The following is a 15265-nucleotide window of genomic DNA, read 5'->3' as shown; positions in this document are numbered from 1 at the left end:
GTTCCTGCTGAAACCATTCCTACTGAAAATAATTCCAAATGTATCCGATATAGTTCCGAATATATCGCCAGGGGACGAAGGGATGGCTGCTCAAGTGCCTGCCGTCCCTTGGGCAAGGGAGAGGGGAACATAGAGCATGAGGGAAGGGAAACGACCGCGGGAGCGGAGAGCGGAGGCGGCCGCACCGCAGGGACGAAATAAGGAACGGCCGGTATGGCGGACCGTATGCCGTACGCAGAGAGGGACAGGAGCCGCCTTTGCGGCGGCCGTCCTGGCCGTCACCGGCAGCTTGGGGCTGGTTCCCGGCCAGACGCTGCCGGGCAGCATACCGGCGGTACAGGCGGCTGTTGCACCTGCCCTTACGCCCGTGCCGGAGCGGATCCGTGTCGCGCTCTTCATCGACACGGGCAAGTACGTCAGCCCGGCCTCGGCCGTCACCTTGTCGGCTGAGGCGGGCCTTGAGCTGAGCCTGCGCGGCTCCGGCGGCGGGACGCTGCCTCGGCCGGCGCCTGGCACGGCCGGCGGCGCGGTCCGCGTCTACGCCGACGGCTACTACGCGCAGCTGCCGGAGACCGCTTCGGCGGCGGAAGCCTCTTCGCAGGCGGCCCGTCTGGCGGCGGGCGGCGCGGGAGCCGGCGTCGTGCAGCACGCGAAGCGCGGCGCTGCGGCTTACCGGGCTTACCTTGGTCCGTTCCCGACCAAGGAAGCCGCCGCAGCCGCGGCCGCGAAGCAGCCGGGCGCCGTTGTCGCCGGGCCGCACTACGCCAGCGCCGGCAGCTACGCCAGCCTAACCGAGGCGCAGGCGGCCGTGTCCGCCATCGGGCAGGCCGGCTTCGACGCCGACCCGGCGCTGACGGGCACCGGGTACGCCGTCTTCGTCGGCGGCACGGCCGATCCGGCATCGCTCGAGGCGCTGAAGGCGCAGATCGCTGCCGCTGTGCCGGGCCTGGCGCTGACGCCCGTCGACGCCTCGCAGGGCTACGCGATCCGGCGCAGCGGGCTGTCCGGCGCAGCGCCGGCGGATGCCTATGCCGTCGGCGGCGGCGCGAAGCTCTGGGCCGAGCCTGCGGGCGGCGCGCCTGCGGGCATCAAGGTCGAAGAGCGTTACGAGCGCGCTTACCGGGGCGGGATCGAAGTGTCCCTGCACAACGGGAAGCTGGCGGTAATCAATGAGCTTCCGTTCGAAGAGTATTTGTATGCGGTGCTGGGCTCCGAGCTCGGGGCGGCCTGGCCGGCCGAAGCCTTGAAGGCGCAGGCCGTAGCGGCACGCACCTATGCGCTGAAGCAGGGGATGAAGTACGGCATCGCCCATATTTCGGACACGACGACCGACCAGGCTTATAAAGGCATCAGCGTGGAATTTCCAGGGGCGCTGGAGGCCGTGAAAGCGACGCAGGGGGAAGTGCTGACCTATGGAGGCGCGCTGATCGATCCGCTGTTCTACTCCAATGCCGGCGGGAAGACGGCGGAATCGACCGAAGTGTGGGGGAATCCCGTGCCCTACCTGAAGAGCGCCGCTTCACCGGATGAAGGAGCGCAGAGCGGCAAGAAAATGTGGTACCGCATCGTAACGCCGGACGGCCGCATGGGTTATATCCGCTCCGATTACGCGCGGGCCATGGATGAGAAGAATCCTGCAGGTCTTCCTTATTACGAAGGCAATACGACAGGAACCAACGTGCGCGGGGCGCCGTATGTGGACGACGCGGGGAATCCTTCGCTGTTCAAGGTGGATATCGGCGACCGTTTTGTCGTGATCGGTGAGACGGTGGAATCCAACGCCTATACCTGGCTTCGGGGGCCGTTCGATGCCCGCACGCTCAAGGAGAAGCTGGGCGCGGCCGTTCAGGGCAGCGTCCAGTCCCTGGAAGTGACCGAGCGGGGGCCCTCGGGCCGGGCGACCGGCATCAGCGTGAACGGCCAGCCCGTGAAGGCGGCTTACCCAGATTCGCTCCGCACGCTGCTCGGCGGCTTGCCTTCGACCCGGTTTGAAATCGAGGAAACGGGAAGGTATACTATACAGGGGGCAGGCGGTACGGTACGTAACCGTACGCCCGGCTCAGGACCCGTGTATATGGCGGGCGGCACGGCATCCCCGCAGCAATCCGGCGGTACGGCTCCACTGTTCGTATTGAACGGAACGGGGCAGGTACGGGCCGCTACGGAGGACGCACGTTTCGTCTTCAAGGGGACGGGCTTCGGCCACGGCCTCGGCATGTCCCAATGGGGAGCCAAGGGTTATGCGGAGCAAGGGCTGGACTACAAAGCTATTCTGCAGACCTACTATACAGGGACGGCGATTGCCAAGCCCTAAGGTGGAAGCAGTCCGCTGTCCACCTTCCGCGCAGGGCGCAAATCCAATCATAGAAGGATGTTTAAGACCGATGCAGGTGGATTTATTCGACTATCATCTTCCCGAAGAACTCATCGCCCAGACGCCGCTGGCGAGCCGTACGGCTTCCAGACTGCTGACCCTGAGCAAGACGAGCGGGGAGATCGCTCATCATACATTTGAAGACCTTGAGAAGTACCTGCAAGCCGGCGATGTCCTCGTGCTCAACAACACGAGGGTCATACCAGCCCGGCTTTTTGGCGTGAAAGCGGACACGGGGGCCAAGGCGGAGATCCTCCTCTTGAAGCAGCTGGAGGGAGACCGCTGGGAAGCCTTGGTGAAGCCGGGCAAACGGCTTCGCGAGGGCGCTGTCATCCATTTCGGGGAAGCGTCTTCCCCCGAGGGGGCAAATCCGTTGAAACCGCTGCTGACGGCGACCGTAGAAGAGCATGGAGACCAGGGCGCACGCGTGCTGCGTTTCCAGTACGAAGGCATCTTCAACGAACTGCTGGACCGGCTCGGGCATATGCCGCTGCCTCCTTATATCAAGGAGCAGCTCCCCGAGCGGGAGAGATACCAGACCGTGTATGCGAAGCATGAGGGTTCGGCGGCGGCCCCGACGGCCGGGCTTCATTTCACGGAAGCCTTCCTGCATAGGCTGGAACAAAAAGGTATACAATTAGCCTATGTCACCTTGCATGTCGGCCTCGGCACGTTCCGCCCGGTCTCTGCGGATACCGTGGACGCGCACGACATGCACGAGGAGCTGTACGAAGTGCCGCAGGAAACGGCCGAGCTCGTGACCGCCGCGAAGCGGGAAGGCCGGCGCGTCGTAGCGGTAGGCACCACCTCGGCCCGGACTCTGGAGACGGCGGCCCGGGAAGACGGCAGCATGACGGCATGCAACGGCAGCACCGGCATCTTCATCTACCCGGGGTACCGCTTCAAGGCGGTGGATGCGCTCCTGACGAACTTCCACCTGCCGAAGTCGACGCTGCTCATGCTGATCTCCGCTCTGGCGGGCCGGGAGCCTGTGCTGGCCGCATACCGGGAAGCGGTGGAGGAGAAGTACCGGTTCTTCAGCTTCGGCGACGCTATGTTTATTTATTGACCGGCTCTAGCAAGAGACGGTTCTCATACGGATGGAAAGAAGTGACCACATCATGCCAGCAGTAACTTACGAACCTATCAAAACCTGCAAGCAGTCCGGCGCACGGCTCGGCCGCGTGCATACGCCCCACGGCGTCATCGAGACGCCCGCCTTCATGCCGGTCGGCACGCAGGCTACCGTCAAGACGATGGCTCCGGAAGAGCTCAAAGCGATGGATGCGCATATCATTCTGAGCAACACGTACCATCTGTTCCTGCGTCCGGGACACGAGACGGTCAAGGCCGCAGGCGGCCTGCACAAGTTCATGAACTGGGACCGGCCGATCCTGACGGACAGCGGCGGCTTCCAGGTATTCTCCCTGAGCGATATGCGCAAGATCAGCGAGGAAGGCGTCGAGTTCCGTTCCCACTTGAACGGGGACAAGCTGTTCCTCTCGCCGGAGAAAGCGATGGAGATCCAGAATGCCCTCGGCTCCGATATCATGATGGCGTTCGACGAGTGCCCGCCTTATCCCGCCGAGCACAGCTACGCCAAGCAATCGCTGGAGCGGACGACCCGCTGGGCCGAACGCTGCCTGAAGGCGCACAGCCGGCCCGAGGACCAAGGGCTGTTCGCCATCATCCAGGGAGGCATGTACGAGGACCTGCGCAGACAGAGCGCGGCCGAGTTGACTTCCCTTGATTTTCCGGGGTATGCTATTGGTGGACTCAGCGTAGGGGAGCCGAAGCACCTCATGTACGAGGTGCTCGATTACACGGTTCCGCTGCTTCCGCAGCAGAAGCCGCGCTACTTGATGGGCGTCGGTTCGCCCGATGCCCTGGTCGAAGGCTCCATCCGCGGCATCGACATGTTCGACTGCGTGCTTCCTACGCGTATTGCCCGCAACGGGACGATCATGACCAGCGCAGGACGGCTTGTGATCCGCAACGCGAAATACGCTAACGATTTTGGACCGCTCGATCCGGCCTGCTCTTGCTATACCTGCAAGAACTATTCGCGGGCCTATATCCGCCATCTCATCAAGGCGGACGAGACCTTCGGCATCCGTCTGACCACCTACCACAATCTGCATTTTCTTCTGGAATTAATGCGGGGGGTCCGTCAGGCGATCCGGGAAGACCGGCTGCTCGATTTCCGCGACGAATTCTTCGCGGCTTACGGCATTGACGAGAACAGCAAAGGGTTTTAACCAAAGTTTCATAGATATCCGTAAGAGAGAAAGGGGAATTCTGATATGTGGGAATTGGCAGCAGCAGGCACTCCGGCGGCAGAGCCGACCGGGCCAATTGCGTACCTCTATACCTATGGTCCGCTTGTTCTTATGTTCGTCGTACTTTACTTTCTCCTGATCCGTCCGCAGCAGAAGCGGCAGAAGTCCCGCAACATGCTGCTCGGGAACCTCAAGAAGGGCGATAAGGTCGTCACGATCGGGGGCCTCCACGGAACGATTCTGGAGCTGACGGACGACACCGTGATTCTCCGTGTGAACGATGTCACGAAGATGACGTTCGAGCGTTCGGCCATTAACTCGGTGACGAGCAGCGCAGGCAGCGAAGAGAAAAAGTAAGCGCTGTGCCTAGAGGCTGAAGCCGTCAAGACGGCGCCGGCATATACCGCAAGCCCAACAAAGAAAGGTCCTTTCCGCAGCAGCGGAGAGGACCTTTCTTTGTTTCGTACGGCTTCCGTCCGCGCCCCGCGCCTGGATCCAAGTGTACACCGCAGCGCTTCATCGCAGCGGGGGAGGGGCTGCGATGTTCCGTCATTCCCCGGTCACTTCTTGAGATTCACACCGATCATGCCGCCTAGTGCCCCGGCCAGGGGGGCGATGCCGCCGAGGACCAGCATCTCCCGGGTGAAGCCGGCATCGTAAGCGAGAAAGCCGATCATCCAGATGACGAGGGTATACAGCAGGCCGAGGAGCCCTCCGTGATACCATCCTTTGCTGCCGCTTCGTCTGCCCGACACCATTCCACCGATGAACAGGGAGAGCCCATGGACCGTCAGCGTGGCACTCAGCCACGACCCTTCGGCCACCTCGGTGCCGAGCAGCACCAGCGAAGCAGCCAGCGTGCCGGCCAGCATGAATAAGACGGCGTACGTCAAACCCGATAGCAGGGGTGATCCTTTCATGGTTCCCATCCTCCCGTAACCTGATCTTGTCTCCATTGTATGGGCCTGTACGGCAAAATAGTACAGGGATGCGAGCTGCGGCTTTACCAGCAATTCTCCCGCATGACAACCATTTGCTGAGGCTACAATAGGCAGGGAACCGTCGCCGGGAGGTTGAGCTATGGAAGTGTTGTTAGTCCTCTTTTTCCGTACCCTGCTGGTCTATGTGGTCGTCTTCCTGACGATGCGCCTCATGGGAAAGCGGGAGATCGGCAAGCTGTCACTGTTTGATCTCGTGATATCGATCATGATTGCCGAAATAGCCGTATTCGTGCTGGAGGATCTCCGGAAGCCGTTGATTCATGGGATCGTCCCCATGCTCACGCTGGTGCTTGTTCAAGTTATGATTGCGTTCATCTCGCTGAAGAGCCAGAAGCTTCGCCGCCTGTTCGAAGGCGAGCCGTCCCCGCTGATCGAGCACGGACAGCTGAACCGGGAAGAAATGCGGCGCCAGCGCTATAATCTGGACGACTTGCTCCTGCAGCTGAGGGAGAATAAGGTGCTCAATGTGGCGGATGTGGAATTCGCGGTGCTCGAGTCCTCCGGCAAGCTGACCGTTCAGCAGAAACCGGCCAAGGAGGAACAGGCGCCCTGTCCGCCGCCATCCATCCGGTACGAAGGGCTGCCGCTGCCCCTGATCATGGATGGGAAGGTGCAGGACGACAGTCTGGAGAAGCTCGCCAAGACGCGGTTCTGGCTGAAGGGCGAGCTGCAGAGCCGGGGGATCAAGGATTTCAAGGAAGTGTTCTTCTGCTCGCTGGACCATCGGGGCCGCTGGTTTATTGACAAAAAAAGATAAGCCGGCTGCCATTACTTCACGAGCTTTTTGCCGAGCATGACGATACGCCATACGTCGTCGCGCTCGATCAGGCGCAGCACGACCGCCGCAACCAGGTAGATGGCGAGGCCGGTGAAGCAGGCGGATGCGAATTTGCCGAAGCCGTCCGGCAGCCAGCCGGAGGACATGACCGAATAGCTCGAGAGCCCGGCTGCCGCCATGCTGACCCCTACCTTGAGGAATTCGGAGGAATGCATGCGGAACTGCAGCAGCCGGACCATGCTGTTCCAGTGCAGGACGGTCACGAGCATAATATTCACGGTGATCGCCACGACGGCTCCAAGAATGCCGAACTCCGGCCGGGAGGCGAGCAGACAGATCAGGGCCAGTTTGACCGTAGACCCGATGAGCGTATTGAGCAAGGCGCTTCCGGGTCTTTCGAGCGCCTGGAGGGCGGACTGCAGCGGAGCCTGTAAATAAATGAAGAGAGCCGCCGGGGCCATCATCCGGAGCATAGCGCCCACCCCCGGCTGATTGTACATATAGAGGCAGATCGGTTCGGCCAGCACATACATTAATACGGCGAAGGGAGCTCCGGTTACCAGAGCCAGCTTCAGCGATTGATGAAGGCGCATGTGGATCGTCTTCATATCCCCGCGTGCCGCAGCCTCGGATAACGAGGGAACCAGCGAGATGGCCAGAGAGAATGTCAAGGCGCTTGGCAGGAGCAGGACGGGAATGACCATGCCCTGGAGGGCGCCGTACTGTGCCGTGGCAACCCCGGTGGCAATGCCGGCCGCCGCAAGCGAGTGCACAATAAGGATCGACTCGAGCAGGTAGGAGCCCGAACCTACCAGCTTGCTGCCGGTGATGGGGAGGGCCAGCTTGAGCAGATTCTTCAGGTTGGTCCATCGGTTCGGCGCATGGTTGCTGCCGATGCGGGCGCGCGGTTTGCCCGGCTGGCTGCGGCGCCCGTGGAGATAGATCCCGGCCAATACCAGCATGGCGCCGATCTCGCCGACGGTGACCCCGACCATCGCGCCCGCTGCCGCGTATTCGATGCCGTACGGAATCATCCAATAAGCGAAGAGCAGTACGGTCACGATCCGGATCATCGTCTCGATCACCTGTGACAGGGCTGTAGGAATCATGTTGTGACGACCCTGGAAATACCCGCGGAATACGGAGGAGACGGCCACGATCGGAACGATCGGGGTCATGCATAAGAACGTGTAATAGACCCGGGGATCCGTGAACACATGGCGGGTAATCCACGGGGCCGCATAGAGGATGGCTGCTCCGAAGAAGAGGCCGAGGGCCGCGGATAAGGCCAGCGAGATGCGGAAGATGCTGCGGATGCGCGCTTCGTTGCCTTCCGCCTCCGCCGCAGCCACCAGCTTGGCTACGGCAACCGGAATGCCGCCGGTGACCAGCGTGAGGATGACGACGAGGAAGGGCCAGCCCATCTGGTACAGCCCGATTCCCTCCGCCCCGATGACCCGGGGCAAGGTCATACGGGGAATAAAGCCGAGTATGCGGTTGATGATGCCGGCAGCCAGCAGGATGAGCGTTCCTTTGATGAACGATTGTTTGGTCAAGGGAATAACCTCTTTCTCCCTCCAAGGGAATGTGATGCTGTGCTGGGCGGTCGTCCTTGAGCCGGTCCGGAAGGGCGGCCAAGCCGTAGATCCTTATCTCATGAATATGCGGAACCTGTCCGGCCGCATGCTATAATTTTGAGGAGGGGCACGGGTGCACATGCAGGAAAAACGCGCCAGACATCGAATTAGGATAACTAGCGAGCTGCGTACGCGGGAGGGATTACCGGATGGAGAAAGACGATTGGAAACAAGACCGCAGCAACGGAACGGAATCGGATAGGGACGAACCGGAAGGAACAGAGCTACGCGAAGGGGAGCCGGACGAGGATCCTGCCGCTGCCGGAGGGGAAGGGAGCCAGGCGGCCGCCGGGAACGGAGACGCCGGCGGCGGTGTTCCTTATATGGAAAGATACTTTGCGGAGGCCGAATCCGCCGCCGCACTGACCGAAGGGGAAGTGGAAGAGGCGCCGTCCGCAGGAAGTGCCGAACCTGAGGAAGTGGAGGAGCCGTCGCTTCCTCTGTCAGAAGCAGTAACGGAGCCGGCGGATGCGGACGCCCCCTCGGTATACGAGGAAGATCCGTCGATCCCGTTGATCGAGCGGGCGGAAGCCTTCGCGGGAGAAGCGGAGCAGGAAGGGCTGGATGACGACGAACTCAGCCTTGTTATCGAGGAGATGTGCCGGAGCAAAGCCGAGGAATACCATATGCTGGGCTACGAGCACGTCACGCCGGAAGATATCTGGGACTGCGTCAGCGACAAGTACCGCAAGAACGGGGTACCGCCGCTGCACCGGATCGTCAACGACATCTTATCTCTGCGGGTAACGAATTTTATGAATTGGCTGACGATGAGCGCGTTCAAAGGTGCCCATTTCCGTTGAATGGGCTTCTTTTTTTGTGGTTAAGCTAAGATATTCGCACCTATCCTGCCTAAGGGATTCCAAATTGACTCGTTTTTGGCAGGTAGGTATAATGGGAATATTGAGTGTGGAGGGAGATTTATCATGGACATCAAAAGATTGGCCGCCTTACTCGGCATCGTCCTGATCGTATTCGCGTCGATCGGGCTGACAAGCCCTGCGCTGCTTGGCGGCATCAAACTCGGACTCGACCTGCGGGGCGGATTTGAAATCCTGTATGTAGCCGAGCCGCTGGAAGCGGGACAGCCGGTGACCCAAGCGTCACTGCTGGAGACGGCACGAAGCATTGAGTCGCGGGCGAACGCGCAGAAGGTGGCCGAGCCGGAAGTTACGACCGAAGGCAAGGACCGCATTCGCGTCCGGGTAGCCGGCGTAGCCAACGAGGCTCAGGTAAGGGAAATCCTCAAGAAACCGGCCGAGCTGACGTTCCGCGGTCCGGACGGCACCAAAGAGATGGTGGGAAGCGATTTCGCGGTGGGCGCCGCCAAGATCGGCTACGATCAGTCCAACCGTCCACAGATCAACATCGAGGTGAAGGACGCCGAGAAATTCCGCAAAGTGACGGAGAAGCTCCTCGACAAGCCGCTGGCGATCTACCTGGACGAGAAGGAATTGTCGGCACCGGTCGTTCGAAACGTGCTGACCGACGGCAAGGCGACGATCTCGGGCAGCTATACATATGAAGAGGCGAAGCAGATTGCGGATACGATTAATCTGGGCGCGCTTCCACTCAAGCTCACCGAGAAGTATACGCAGTCCGTGGGCGCATCGCTCGGACTTCAATCCCTTCACCAGACGGTGCAGGCGAGCGCGATCGCTTCGGTTCTTATAATCTTGTTCATGCTGATCATTTACCGTGTGCCGGGTCTCATGGCTTCGATCTCCATCGTGACCTTCATCTGGGCGATGCTGGGCGTTATGTACTTAATGAAAGCGACCTTGACCCTTCCGGGGATTGCGGCCTTCGTGCTTGGCGTGGGGATGGCAGTCGACTCCAACATCATCACGTATGAGCGGATCAAGGACGAGCTGCGCAGCGGCAAGAGCCTGTTCTCCGCGCTGAAGGCCGGTTCGAAGAACTCGTTCCGGACGATCGTAGACGCGCAGCTGACAACGGTCATCGCTGCAGCGGTCCTGTATTTCCTTGGAACGGGAGCTATTCAGGGTTTTGCGCTGACGCTGATTCTTACGATTTTCGTCAGCATTCTGACGAACGTCTTTTTCTCCAGATGGCTGCTGCACCTCCTGGTTCGAAGCAACTTGGTTAAGAAGCCGGAGTATTTTGGAGTAAAGGAGTCCGAGATTCATGCGCTATGATGCCAGCAAGTTCGACTTCATGAAGCACCGCCGGAAGTTCTACGTGTTCTCCATCGTTATTACGCTGCTGGGAATTCTGACCCTGGCGGTGTTCGGCCTGAACCGGGGCGTGGATTTCAAAGCGGGAACAACGCTGGATATATCCACAGGGGGCAAGGCGGTAACCCAGGAACAGGCATTGGAAATTACGAAGACAGCCGGCTTCGAGCCGGCCGGCAATCCGATCATCGGCGGCGATGCCGGCGACCGGGTAACGATGCGCTTTGACCATGTCCTGAATGCCGAGGAAGTAAGCAAGGTGGAAGCGGGCTTCAAGGCCGCCTTCGGTGAAGGCGTGTCCAAAGAAGAGAATACCGTCGATACGGAGCTCGCCAACGAAATGGCTGTGAAGGCGATCTATGCGGTACTTGCCGCCAGCCTTGGGATTATCATCTACGTGTCGATCCGTTTCGAATGGCGCTTCGCCGTGGCGGCGGTTGTGGCCCTGCTGCATGATGCGTTCATCGTTGTCAGCTTGTTCTCGATCTTCCGGCTCGAGGTCAATCTTCCGTTCGTGGCGGCGATCCTGACGATTGTCGGATATTCCATCAACGATACGATCGTTATCTTCGACCGGATCCGCGAGAATATGCGGTTCGCCAAAGTGAAGACGTACGAGGATCTGTCCCTGGTCGTCAACCAGAGCATCTGGCAGACGATGACCCGTTCGATCAATACCGTGCTTACCGTCTTGATTGCAGCGGTCCTCCTTTGCGTCATGGGGAGCGAGGCGATTCGCCTTTTCTCGCTGGCCATGATTATGGGGCTCGTGGCGGGGATGTATTCTTCGATCATTATTGCGAGCCCGCTCTGGCTTCTGCTCAAGAGCAAATCCCTAGCATCCAAACCCAAGGCCGCAGCACAGAACGGCTGATTCGACGAATCGGCACCACTCCGCTGCAGCCAGCATAGTATCGGCCGCTCGAAACGGCAGTTTCGGCGGCCTTTATCAATGAATCGGAAGCGAGATGGATCCTGAATTTCATGGAGGAGTGACCCCATGACCGATGAACGTGACAGGCAGGCTGAGGCTCCGGTGCGCATCGCCATCGTAAGCACGCTTGCTTTGGCGGTGTTGAAGGCGGCGGCCGGTATGGCGGCAGGAAGTAAAGCATTGATTGCGGACGGGCTCCATTCGGCTGCAGGCGCGCTTTGCTCGCTTGCAGCGTTGTTGGGTTCGCAGGCTGGAGGACGGCAGGAACGGATCCGGACCGTATCGGGCGTTGTTCTTTCCGTTCTTCTGCTTGTGATGGGGATCGAGATCGGTGTGTCTTCGCTAAGGACGATATACTCGGGGGAGGTAGAGGCGCCCGGGCCTTATGCACTCATTGTTCTTATCGTATCGGTATTCGCCAGTGAATCCTTATATCAATACGGACTGCGGACCGCAAGCGGCCCGGGGACCAACTTGCCGCGGGCAGCGGGGATGCGGGAGCGTCGCTCCGGACGGTACACCGCCATAGCCGCATTCACAGGAATCGCAGGGGCGCAGCTCGGGGATTACCTGGGAAATAAATATGCGGCGTATCTCGACCCCGCAGCGGGAATCGTGATTGCTTTTTTCGTGCTCCGTATGGGATACTTAGCTGTCGTCGATTCGCTCTCAGGCCGTACCGCGAAGGTACTGGAGCAGGAGGATGCGGCAGATCTGCTGGAGACGGTGCAGCGGGTCAAAGGGGTCATCGCAGTGGATGCCCTTCAGGCAAAGGAACAAGGCCATTATGTTACGGTTGACGTCCAGATCAGCGTGAACCCCCGGATTACGATCCAGGAGGGCAGCGAGATTGCCCGGATCGTCAAACAAACGCTGATGAAGCGGTTCAGCCATGTGACGGATGTCCATACACAGGTGAATCCTTATGATCCGGGCTACCCGTACAAGAGCGCGGGCCGGGAACAGGATGAGATTCCCACGCTTCTTCATTAAGCAAGCGTCTTATTGCACCTAAGCTGTATAAGGAATGCCCGGCGGCGCTGTCCGGCGGGAGAGGAGGAAAGGCAAGCATGCTACAAGCCAAGGCAAGATGGAACATCGGGGAAGCGGATGAACCAGCGGTGAAGACCCTCTCGCAGCAGCTCGGTCTCTCACCGCTGCTTTCGCGTCTTCTGGTGGTTCGGGGAATGACAGACACCACGCATGCTGCCGAATTTTTGGACGGGGGAACGGATCACATCCATGATCCGTATCTTTTGGATGGAATGGAACGGGCGGTCCGCCGGATTCGCCAGGCCCTGGAGAGCGGAGAGCGTATCCGGATCTATGGGGACTACGACGCCGACGGGGTCAGCTCCACAACGCTGATGGTCTATCTGCTGCGCCAGCTGGACTGCACGTTCGATTATTATATTCCCCACAGGGTAACCGAAGGCTACGGACTGAATATAGGAGCGATGAATGAGGCCCATAAGCAGGGCATAGGCCTGATCATTACGGTGGATACGGGGATTAGCGCCGTAGAGGAGATTGCGCATGCCGCGTCGCTCGGGATCGACGTGATCGTCACGGATCATCACGAGCCGCCGGAAGTGCTGCCGGAAGCCTTCGCGCTGATCAACCCGAAGAAGCCGGGCTGTCCTTATCCATATAAGCACTTGGCCGGTGTCGGCGTAGCCCTGAAGCTTGCGCAGGCCCTCCTTGGCCGCTGGCCGGAGGAGCTCCTGCCTTATGCCGCGATCGGTACGGTGGCCGACCTTATGCCGCTGACGGAAGAGAACCGGATGATCGTGAAGATGGGGCTGCAGCAGATGCGCACCACCTCGAACAGCGGCATCAAGGCGCTTCTGGCGGTCGCCGGTATTCCGCTGCGCGAGGTCACCTCGACGCACATCGGGTTCGCCCTGGGCCCCCGGATCAATGCCAGCGGCAGGCTGCTCAGCGCGGATACGGCAGTCAAGCTCCTAACGACAGAGGATGACCGGGAAGCCGAGCGTCTGGCCGGGGAGCTCGATCTGCTCAACAAAGAGCGGCAGCGCATCGTAGACGAGATGGCGAAGGAAGCCTTCGCCCAGGTCGAACGGCAGCGGCAGGAGAGCGGGATACTGCCCCGGGCCATTGTTCTGGCTCAGGAAGATTGGAACGTCGGCGTGATCGGGATCGTCGCATCGAAGATTGTCGACCGTTACTACCGTCCGACGGTGATCCTGGGCATTGACCGGGAGAGCGGGATGGCCAAAGGTTCCGCCAGGTCGATCGCCGGCTTCGATATGCACAAAGCGCTGACGCACTGTGAGGATCTCATGGATCATTACGGCGGCCACTATATGGCCGCCGGCATGACGCTGGACAGCGGACAGCTTGGCGAATTCGCGCGCAGGCTGGACCAGCTGGCCGGGGAATGGCTGCAACCGCAGGATTTCCTGCCGCTGCTTCAAGCGGATGCCGAGTGCGACTTCAGCGAGATCACGCTCGAGAGCATTCTGGATTTGGAGAAGCTCGGTCCGTTCGGCACCGGCAATCCCTCCCCTCGTTTTGTCTTCCGCGGGGTGAAGCTCAGCGATCTGCGGACGATGGGCAAGGAACAGCAGCACCTGAAGCTCTCTCTGAAGGGAGCGGGGGAGACGGCGTCCGCTCTGGAAGCCGTGGCTTTCAACAAAGGGACGCTGAGCGATTGGATTACGCCGAATGCCCGGATCGATCTGCTCGGGGAGCTCTCGGTTAACGAGTGGAACGGGGTGCGCCGTCCCCAGATTCTGATGCAGGATCTGCAGGTGACGGACCCTCAGCTGTTCGATTGGCGGGGAACCCCGAAGCCGGGGCGCAAGGTGGCCGACCTGTGCGAGAGGCTTCAGCGCCGTCCGCAGGGTCATGACCACCTGCCGCCGGCCGTCGTGGTGTTCCGTTCGTGGATATCCGCCGAACTCCGGGAGGCAGCACAAGGCTGCGCCCTCTGGTACTGCGATCTGGAGGGGCATCTGCATCCCGCCGGCGGTCTCGCCGGCAGTCTTCCGCTTCATGAAGCGAGGGATATCGTACTCTATCACCTTCCCGAACGGTTGGAGCAGCTGCATGCTGTTGCCGTACAGGCCGGGGCTGCAGAGCGGTATTACGCGGCGTGGGGAGGCGCGGAAGACAAGAATGCATCCCAGCTGCCGGACCGCAGCCAGTTCAAGCTGGTCTATGGGGCACTGGCGGGCTCGGGGGAAGGAAGCGGCACGATTCCAAGCCTGACGGCAAGGACGCGCCTGGCTCCGGAGATTGTCCGGTTTATACTGGATGTCTTCACTGAACTCGGATTCGTGGAAGTACAGGGAGAGAATTGCCGGCTCCTTCCCGTACGGGAGAAGAAGGATCTGACGGCCTCGCTGCTGTACCGCAGCAGGATGGACCGTTCGGAAGTAGAAGAACGACTGCTATATACTACAGCAAGAGAGCTGCTGGGCATCCTGTCGTCCACAGCTCACCACACAACCATAATGATGGAGGGAATCCTATGAATTTCAAAGAATATATCCGCGTGATCGAAGACTTCCCGCAGCCGGGCATCTCATTCAAAGACATTACGACCCTGCTGGGCGACGGCAAAGTATACAGTGAAGTCATCCGCGAACTGGCCTCGCGCCTGCAGGGCCAGGACATCGATCTCATCGCGGGTCCGGAAGCGAGAGGCTTCGTCATCGGCGCTCCGCTGGCTGTGGCCCTTGGCATCGGCTTCGTGCCGATCCGCAAGAGCGGCAAGCTGCCGGGCAACACGATAGAAGCGGACTATGCGCTGGAGTATGGCAAGGACAAGCTGGCCATGCATGATGATGCCATCAAGCCGGGCCAGAAGGTGCTTATCGCGGACGATCTTCTCGCCACAGGCGGAACGATCGCCACATCCATTAACCTGGTGAAACAGCTGGGCGGCGAAGTGGTGGGTGCAGCGTTCCTCATTGAACTGCAGGACCTGAACGGACGTGAGAAACTGGGAGACATCGACGTGATCTCTCTCGTGCAGTACTAAGATCGGCAGGCTACTACACAGCAGGGCAGCCCTTTCGGGGGCTGCCCTGCTTTCG

13 protein-coding genes are annotated in these 15265 nt (G+C 60.3%); 11 read left to right on the top strand and 2 right to left on the bottom strand.

The window, feature by feature from the left end; all coding sequences use genetic code 11:
* Positions 1 to 136 precede the first annotated feature (136 nt).
* The 4 genes from O9H32_RS06180 (at position 137) to yajC (ending at position 5010) form a co-directional block, all read left to right on the top strand.
* Positions 137 to 2314 (top strand): SpoIID/LytB domain-containing protein, encoded by a 2178-nt coding sequence (locus tag O9H32_RS06180; RefSeq protein ID WP_269865011.1) that lies wholly within the window; start codon positions 137 to 139, stop codon positions 2312 to 2314.
* Positions 2315 to 2384: 70 nt separating this feature from the next.
* Complete coding sequence (gene queA, locus O9H32_RS06175; protein ID WP_269865010.1) at positions 2385 to 3443, top strand: tRNA preQ1(34) S-adenosylmethionine ribosyltransferase-isomerase QueA; 1059 nt, start codon at positions 2385 to 2387, stop codon at positions 3441 to 3443.
* Positions 3444 to 3492: 49 nt separating this feature from the next.
* Complete coding sequence (gene tgt / locus O9H32_RS06170) at positions 3493 to 4632, top strand: tRNA guanosine(34) transglycosylase Tgt (protein ID WP_269865392.1); 1140 nt, start codon at positions 3493 to 3495, stop codon at positions 4630 to 4632.
* Positions 4633 to 4677: 45 nt separating this feature from the next.
* Positions 4678 to 5010 (top strand): preprotein translocase subunit YajC, encoded by a 333-nt coding sequence (gene yajC / locus O9H32_RS06165; RefSeq protein WP_269865009.1) that lies wholly within the window; start codon positions 4678 to 4680, stop codon positions 5008 to 5010.
* 203 nt (positions 5011 to 5213) lie between these two features.
* Here the strand turns inward: yajC and O9H32_RS06160 are convergent, their stop codons facing one another.
* Complete coding sequence (locus tag O9H32_RS06160) at positions 5214 to 5573, bottom strand: TIGR04086 family membrane protein (protein WP_269865008.1); 360 nt, start codon at positions 5571 to 5573, stop codon at positions 5214 to 5216.
* A gap of 160 nt (positions 5574 to 5733) precedes the next feature.
* Here O9H32_RS06160 and O9H32_RS06155 point away from each other — a divergent pair, with 160 nt between their 5' ends.
* Positions 5734 to 6411 carry a DUF421 domain-containing protein gene (locus tag O9H32_RS06155; protein ID WP_269865007.1) on the top strand — a complete coding sequence of 226 codons (678 nt, stop codon included), beginning with the start codon at positions 5734 to 5736 and terminating at the stop codon, positions 6409 to 6411.
* A gap of 11 nt (positions 6412 to 6422) precedes the next feature.
* Here the strand turns inward: O9H32_RS06155 and spoVB are convergent, their stop codons facing one another.
* Complete coding sequence (gene spoVB, locus O9H32_RS06150) at positions 6423 to 7988, bottom strand: stage V sporulation protein B (RefSeq protein WP_269865006.1); 1566 nt, start codon at positions 7986 to 7988, stop codon at positions 6423 to 6425.
* Positions 7989 to 8665: 677 nt separating this feature from the next.
* Here spoVB and O9H32_RS06145 point away from each other — a divergent pair.
* The 6 genes from O9H32_RS06145 to O9H32_RS06120 all read left to right on the top strand — a co-directional run bounded on the left by O9H32_RS06145 (position 8666) and on the right by O9H32_RS06120 (position 15210).
* Complete coding sequence (locus tag O9H32_RS06145) at positions 8666 to 8872, top strand: post-transcriptional regulator (RefSeq protein WP_269865391.1); 207 nt, start codon at positions 8666 to 8668, stop codon at positions 8870 to 8872.
* A 123-nt stretch (positions 8873 to 8995) separates the two neighbouring features.
* Complete coding sequence (gene secD, locus O9H32_RS06140; protein ID WP_269865005.1) at positions 8996 to 10228, top strand: protein translocase subunit SecD; 1233 nt, start codon at positions 8996 to 8998, stop codon at positions 10226 to 10228.
* Positions 10218 to 11141 carry a protein translocase subunit SecF gene (gene secF / locus O9H32_RS06135; RefSeq protein ID WP_269865004.1) on the top strand — a complete coding sequence of 308 codons (924 nt, stop codon included), beginning with the start codon at positions 10218 to 10220 and terminating at the stop codon, positions 11139 to 11141. The genes secD and secF overlap by 11 nt, the downstream gene beginning before the upstream one ends.
* Positions 11142 to 11267: 126 nt before the next feature.
* On the top strand, positions 11268 to 12194 hold the full coding sequence (locus O9H32_RS06130) for a cation diffusion facilitator family transporter (protein WP_269865003.1): 927 nt from the start codon (positions 11268 to 11270) through the stop codon (positions 12192 to 12194).
* Between the two features lie 77 nt (positions 12195 to 12271).
* Complete coding sequence (recJ, locus tag O9H32_RS06125; RefSeq protein WP_269865002.1) at positions 12272 to 14701, top strand: single-stranded-DNA-specific exonuclease RecJ; 2430 nt, start codon at positions 12272 to 12274, stop codon at positions 14699 to 14701.
* Positions 14698 to 15210 carry an adenine phosphoribosyltransferase gene (locus tag O9H32_RS06120; RefSeq protein WP_269865001.1) on the top strand — a complete coding sequence of 171 codons (513 nt, stop codon included), beginning with the start codon at positions 14698 to 14700 and terminating at the stop codon, positions 15208 to 15210. Before recJ ends, O9H32_RS06120 begins: the two co-directional genes overlap by 4 nt.
* The last annotated feature ends 55 nt before the right edge of the window (positions 15211 to 15265 follow it).

The sequence above is a fragment of the Paenibacillus caseinilyticus genome (assembly GCF_027533645.1).
Classification (GTDB): Bacteria; Bacillota; Bacilli; order Paenibacillales; family NBRC-103111; genus Paenibacillus_G; species Paenibacillus_G caseinilyticus.
This window is presented reverse-complemented; position numbering and strand designations above follow the sequence as displayed.

Coding starts and splice junctions, on each gene's coding strand:
- O9H32_RS06180 (WP_269865011.1), top strand. CDS start 137: ATGAGGGAAGGGAAACGACCGCGGGAGCGGAGAGCGGAGGCGGCCGCA.
- secD (WP_269865005.1), top strand. CDS start 8,996: ATGGACATCAAAAGATTGGCCGCCTTACTCGGCATCGTCCTGATCGTA.
- yajC (WP_269865009.1), top strand. CDS start 4,678: ATGTGGGAATTGGCAGCAGCAGGCACTCCGGCGGCAGAGCCGACCGGG.
- queA (WP_269865010.1), top strand. CDS start 2,385: ATGCAGGTGGATTTATTCGACTATCATCTTCCCGAAGAACTCATCGCC.
- O9H32_RS06155 (WP_269865007.1), top strand. CDS start 5,734: ATGGAAGTGTTGTTAGTCCTCTTTTTCCGTACCCTGCTGGTCTATGTG.
- O9H32_RS06160 (WP_269865008.1), bottom strand. CDS start 5,573: ATGAAAGGATCACCCCTGCTATCGGGTTTGACGTACGCCGTCTTATTC.
- O9H32_RS06145 (WP_269865391.1), top strand. CDS start 8,666: ATGTGCCGGAGCAAAGCCGAGGAATACCATATGCTGGGCTACGAGCAC.
- recJ (WP_269865002.1), top strand. CDS start 12,272: ATGCTACAAGCCAAGGCAAGATGGAACATCGGGGAAGCGGATGAACCA.
- O9H32_RS06120 (WP_269865001.1), top strand. CDS start 14,698: ATGAATTTCAAAGAATATATCCGCGTGATCGAAGACTTCCCGCAGCCG.
- secF (WP_269865004.1), top strand. CDS start 10,218: ATGCGCTATGATGCCAGCAAGTTCGACTTCATGAAGCACCGCCGGAAG.
- O9H32_RS06130 (WP_269865003.1), top strand. CDS start 11,268: ATGACCGATGAACGTGACAGGCAGGCTGAGGCTCCGGTGCGCATCGCC.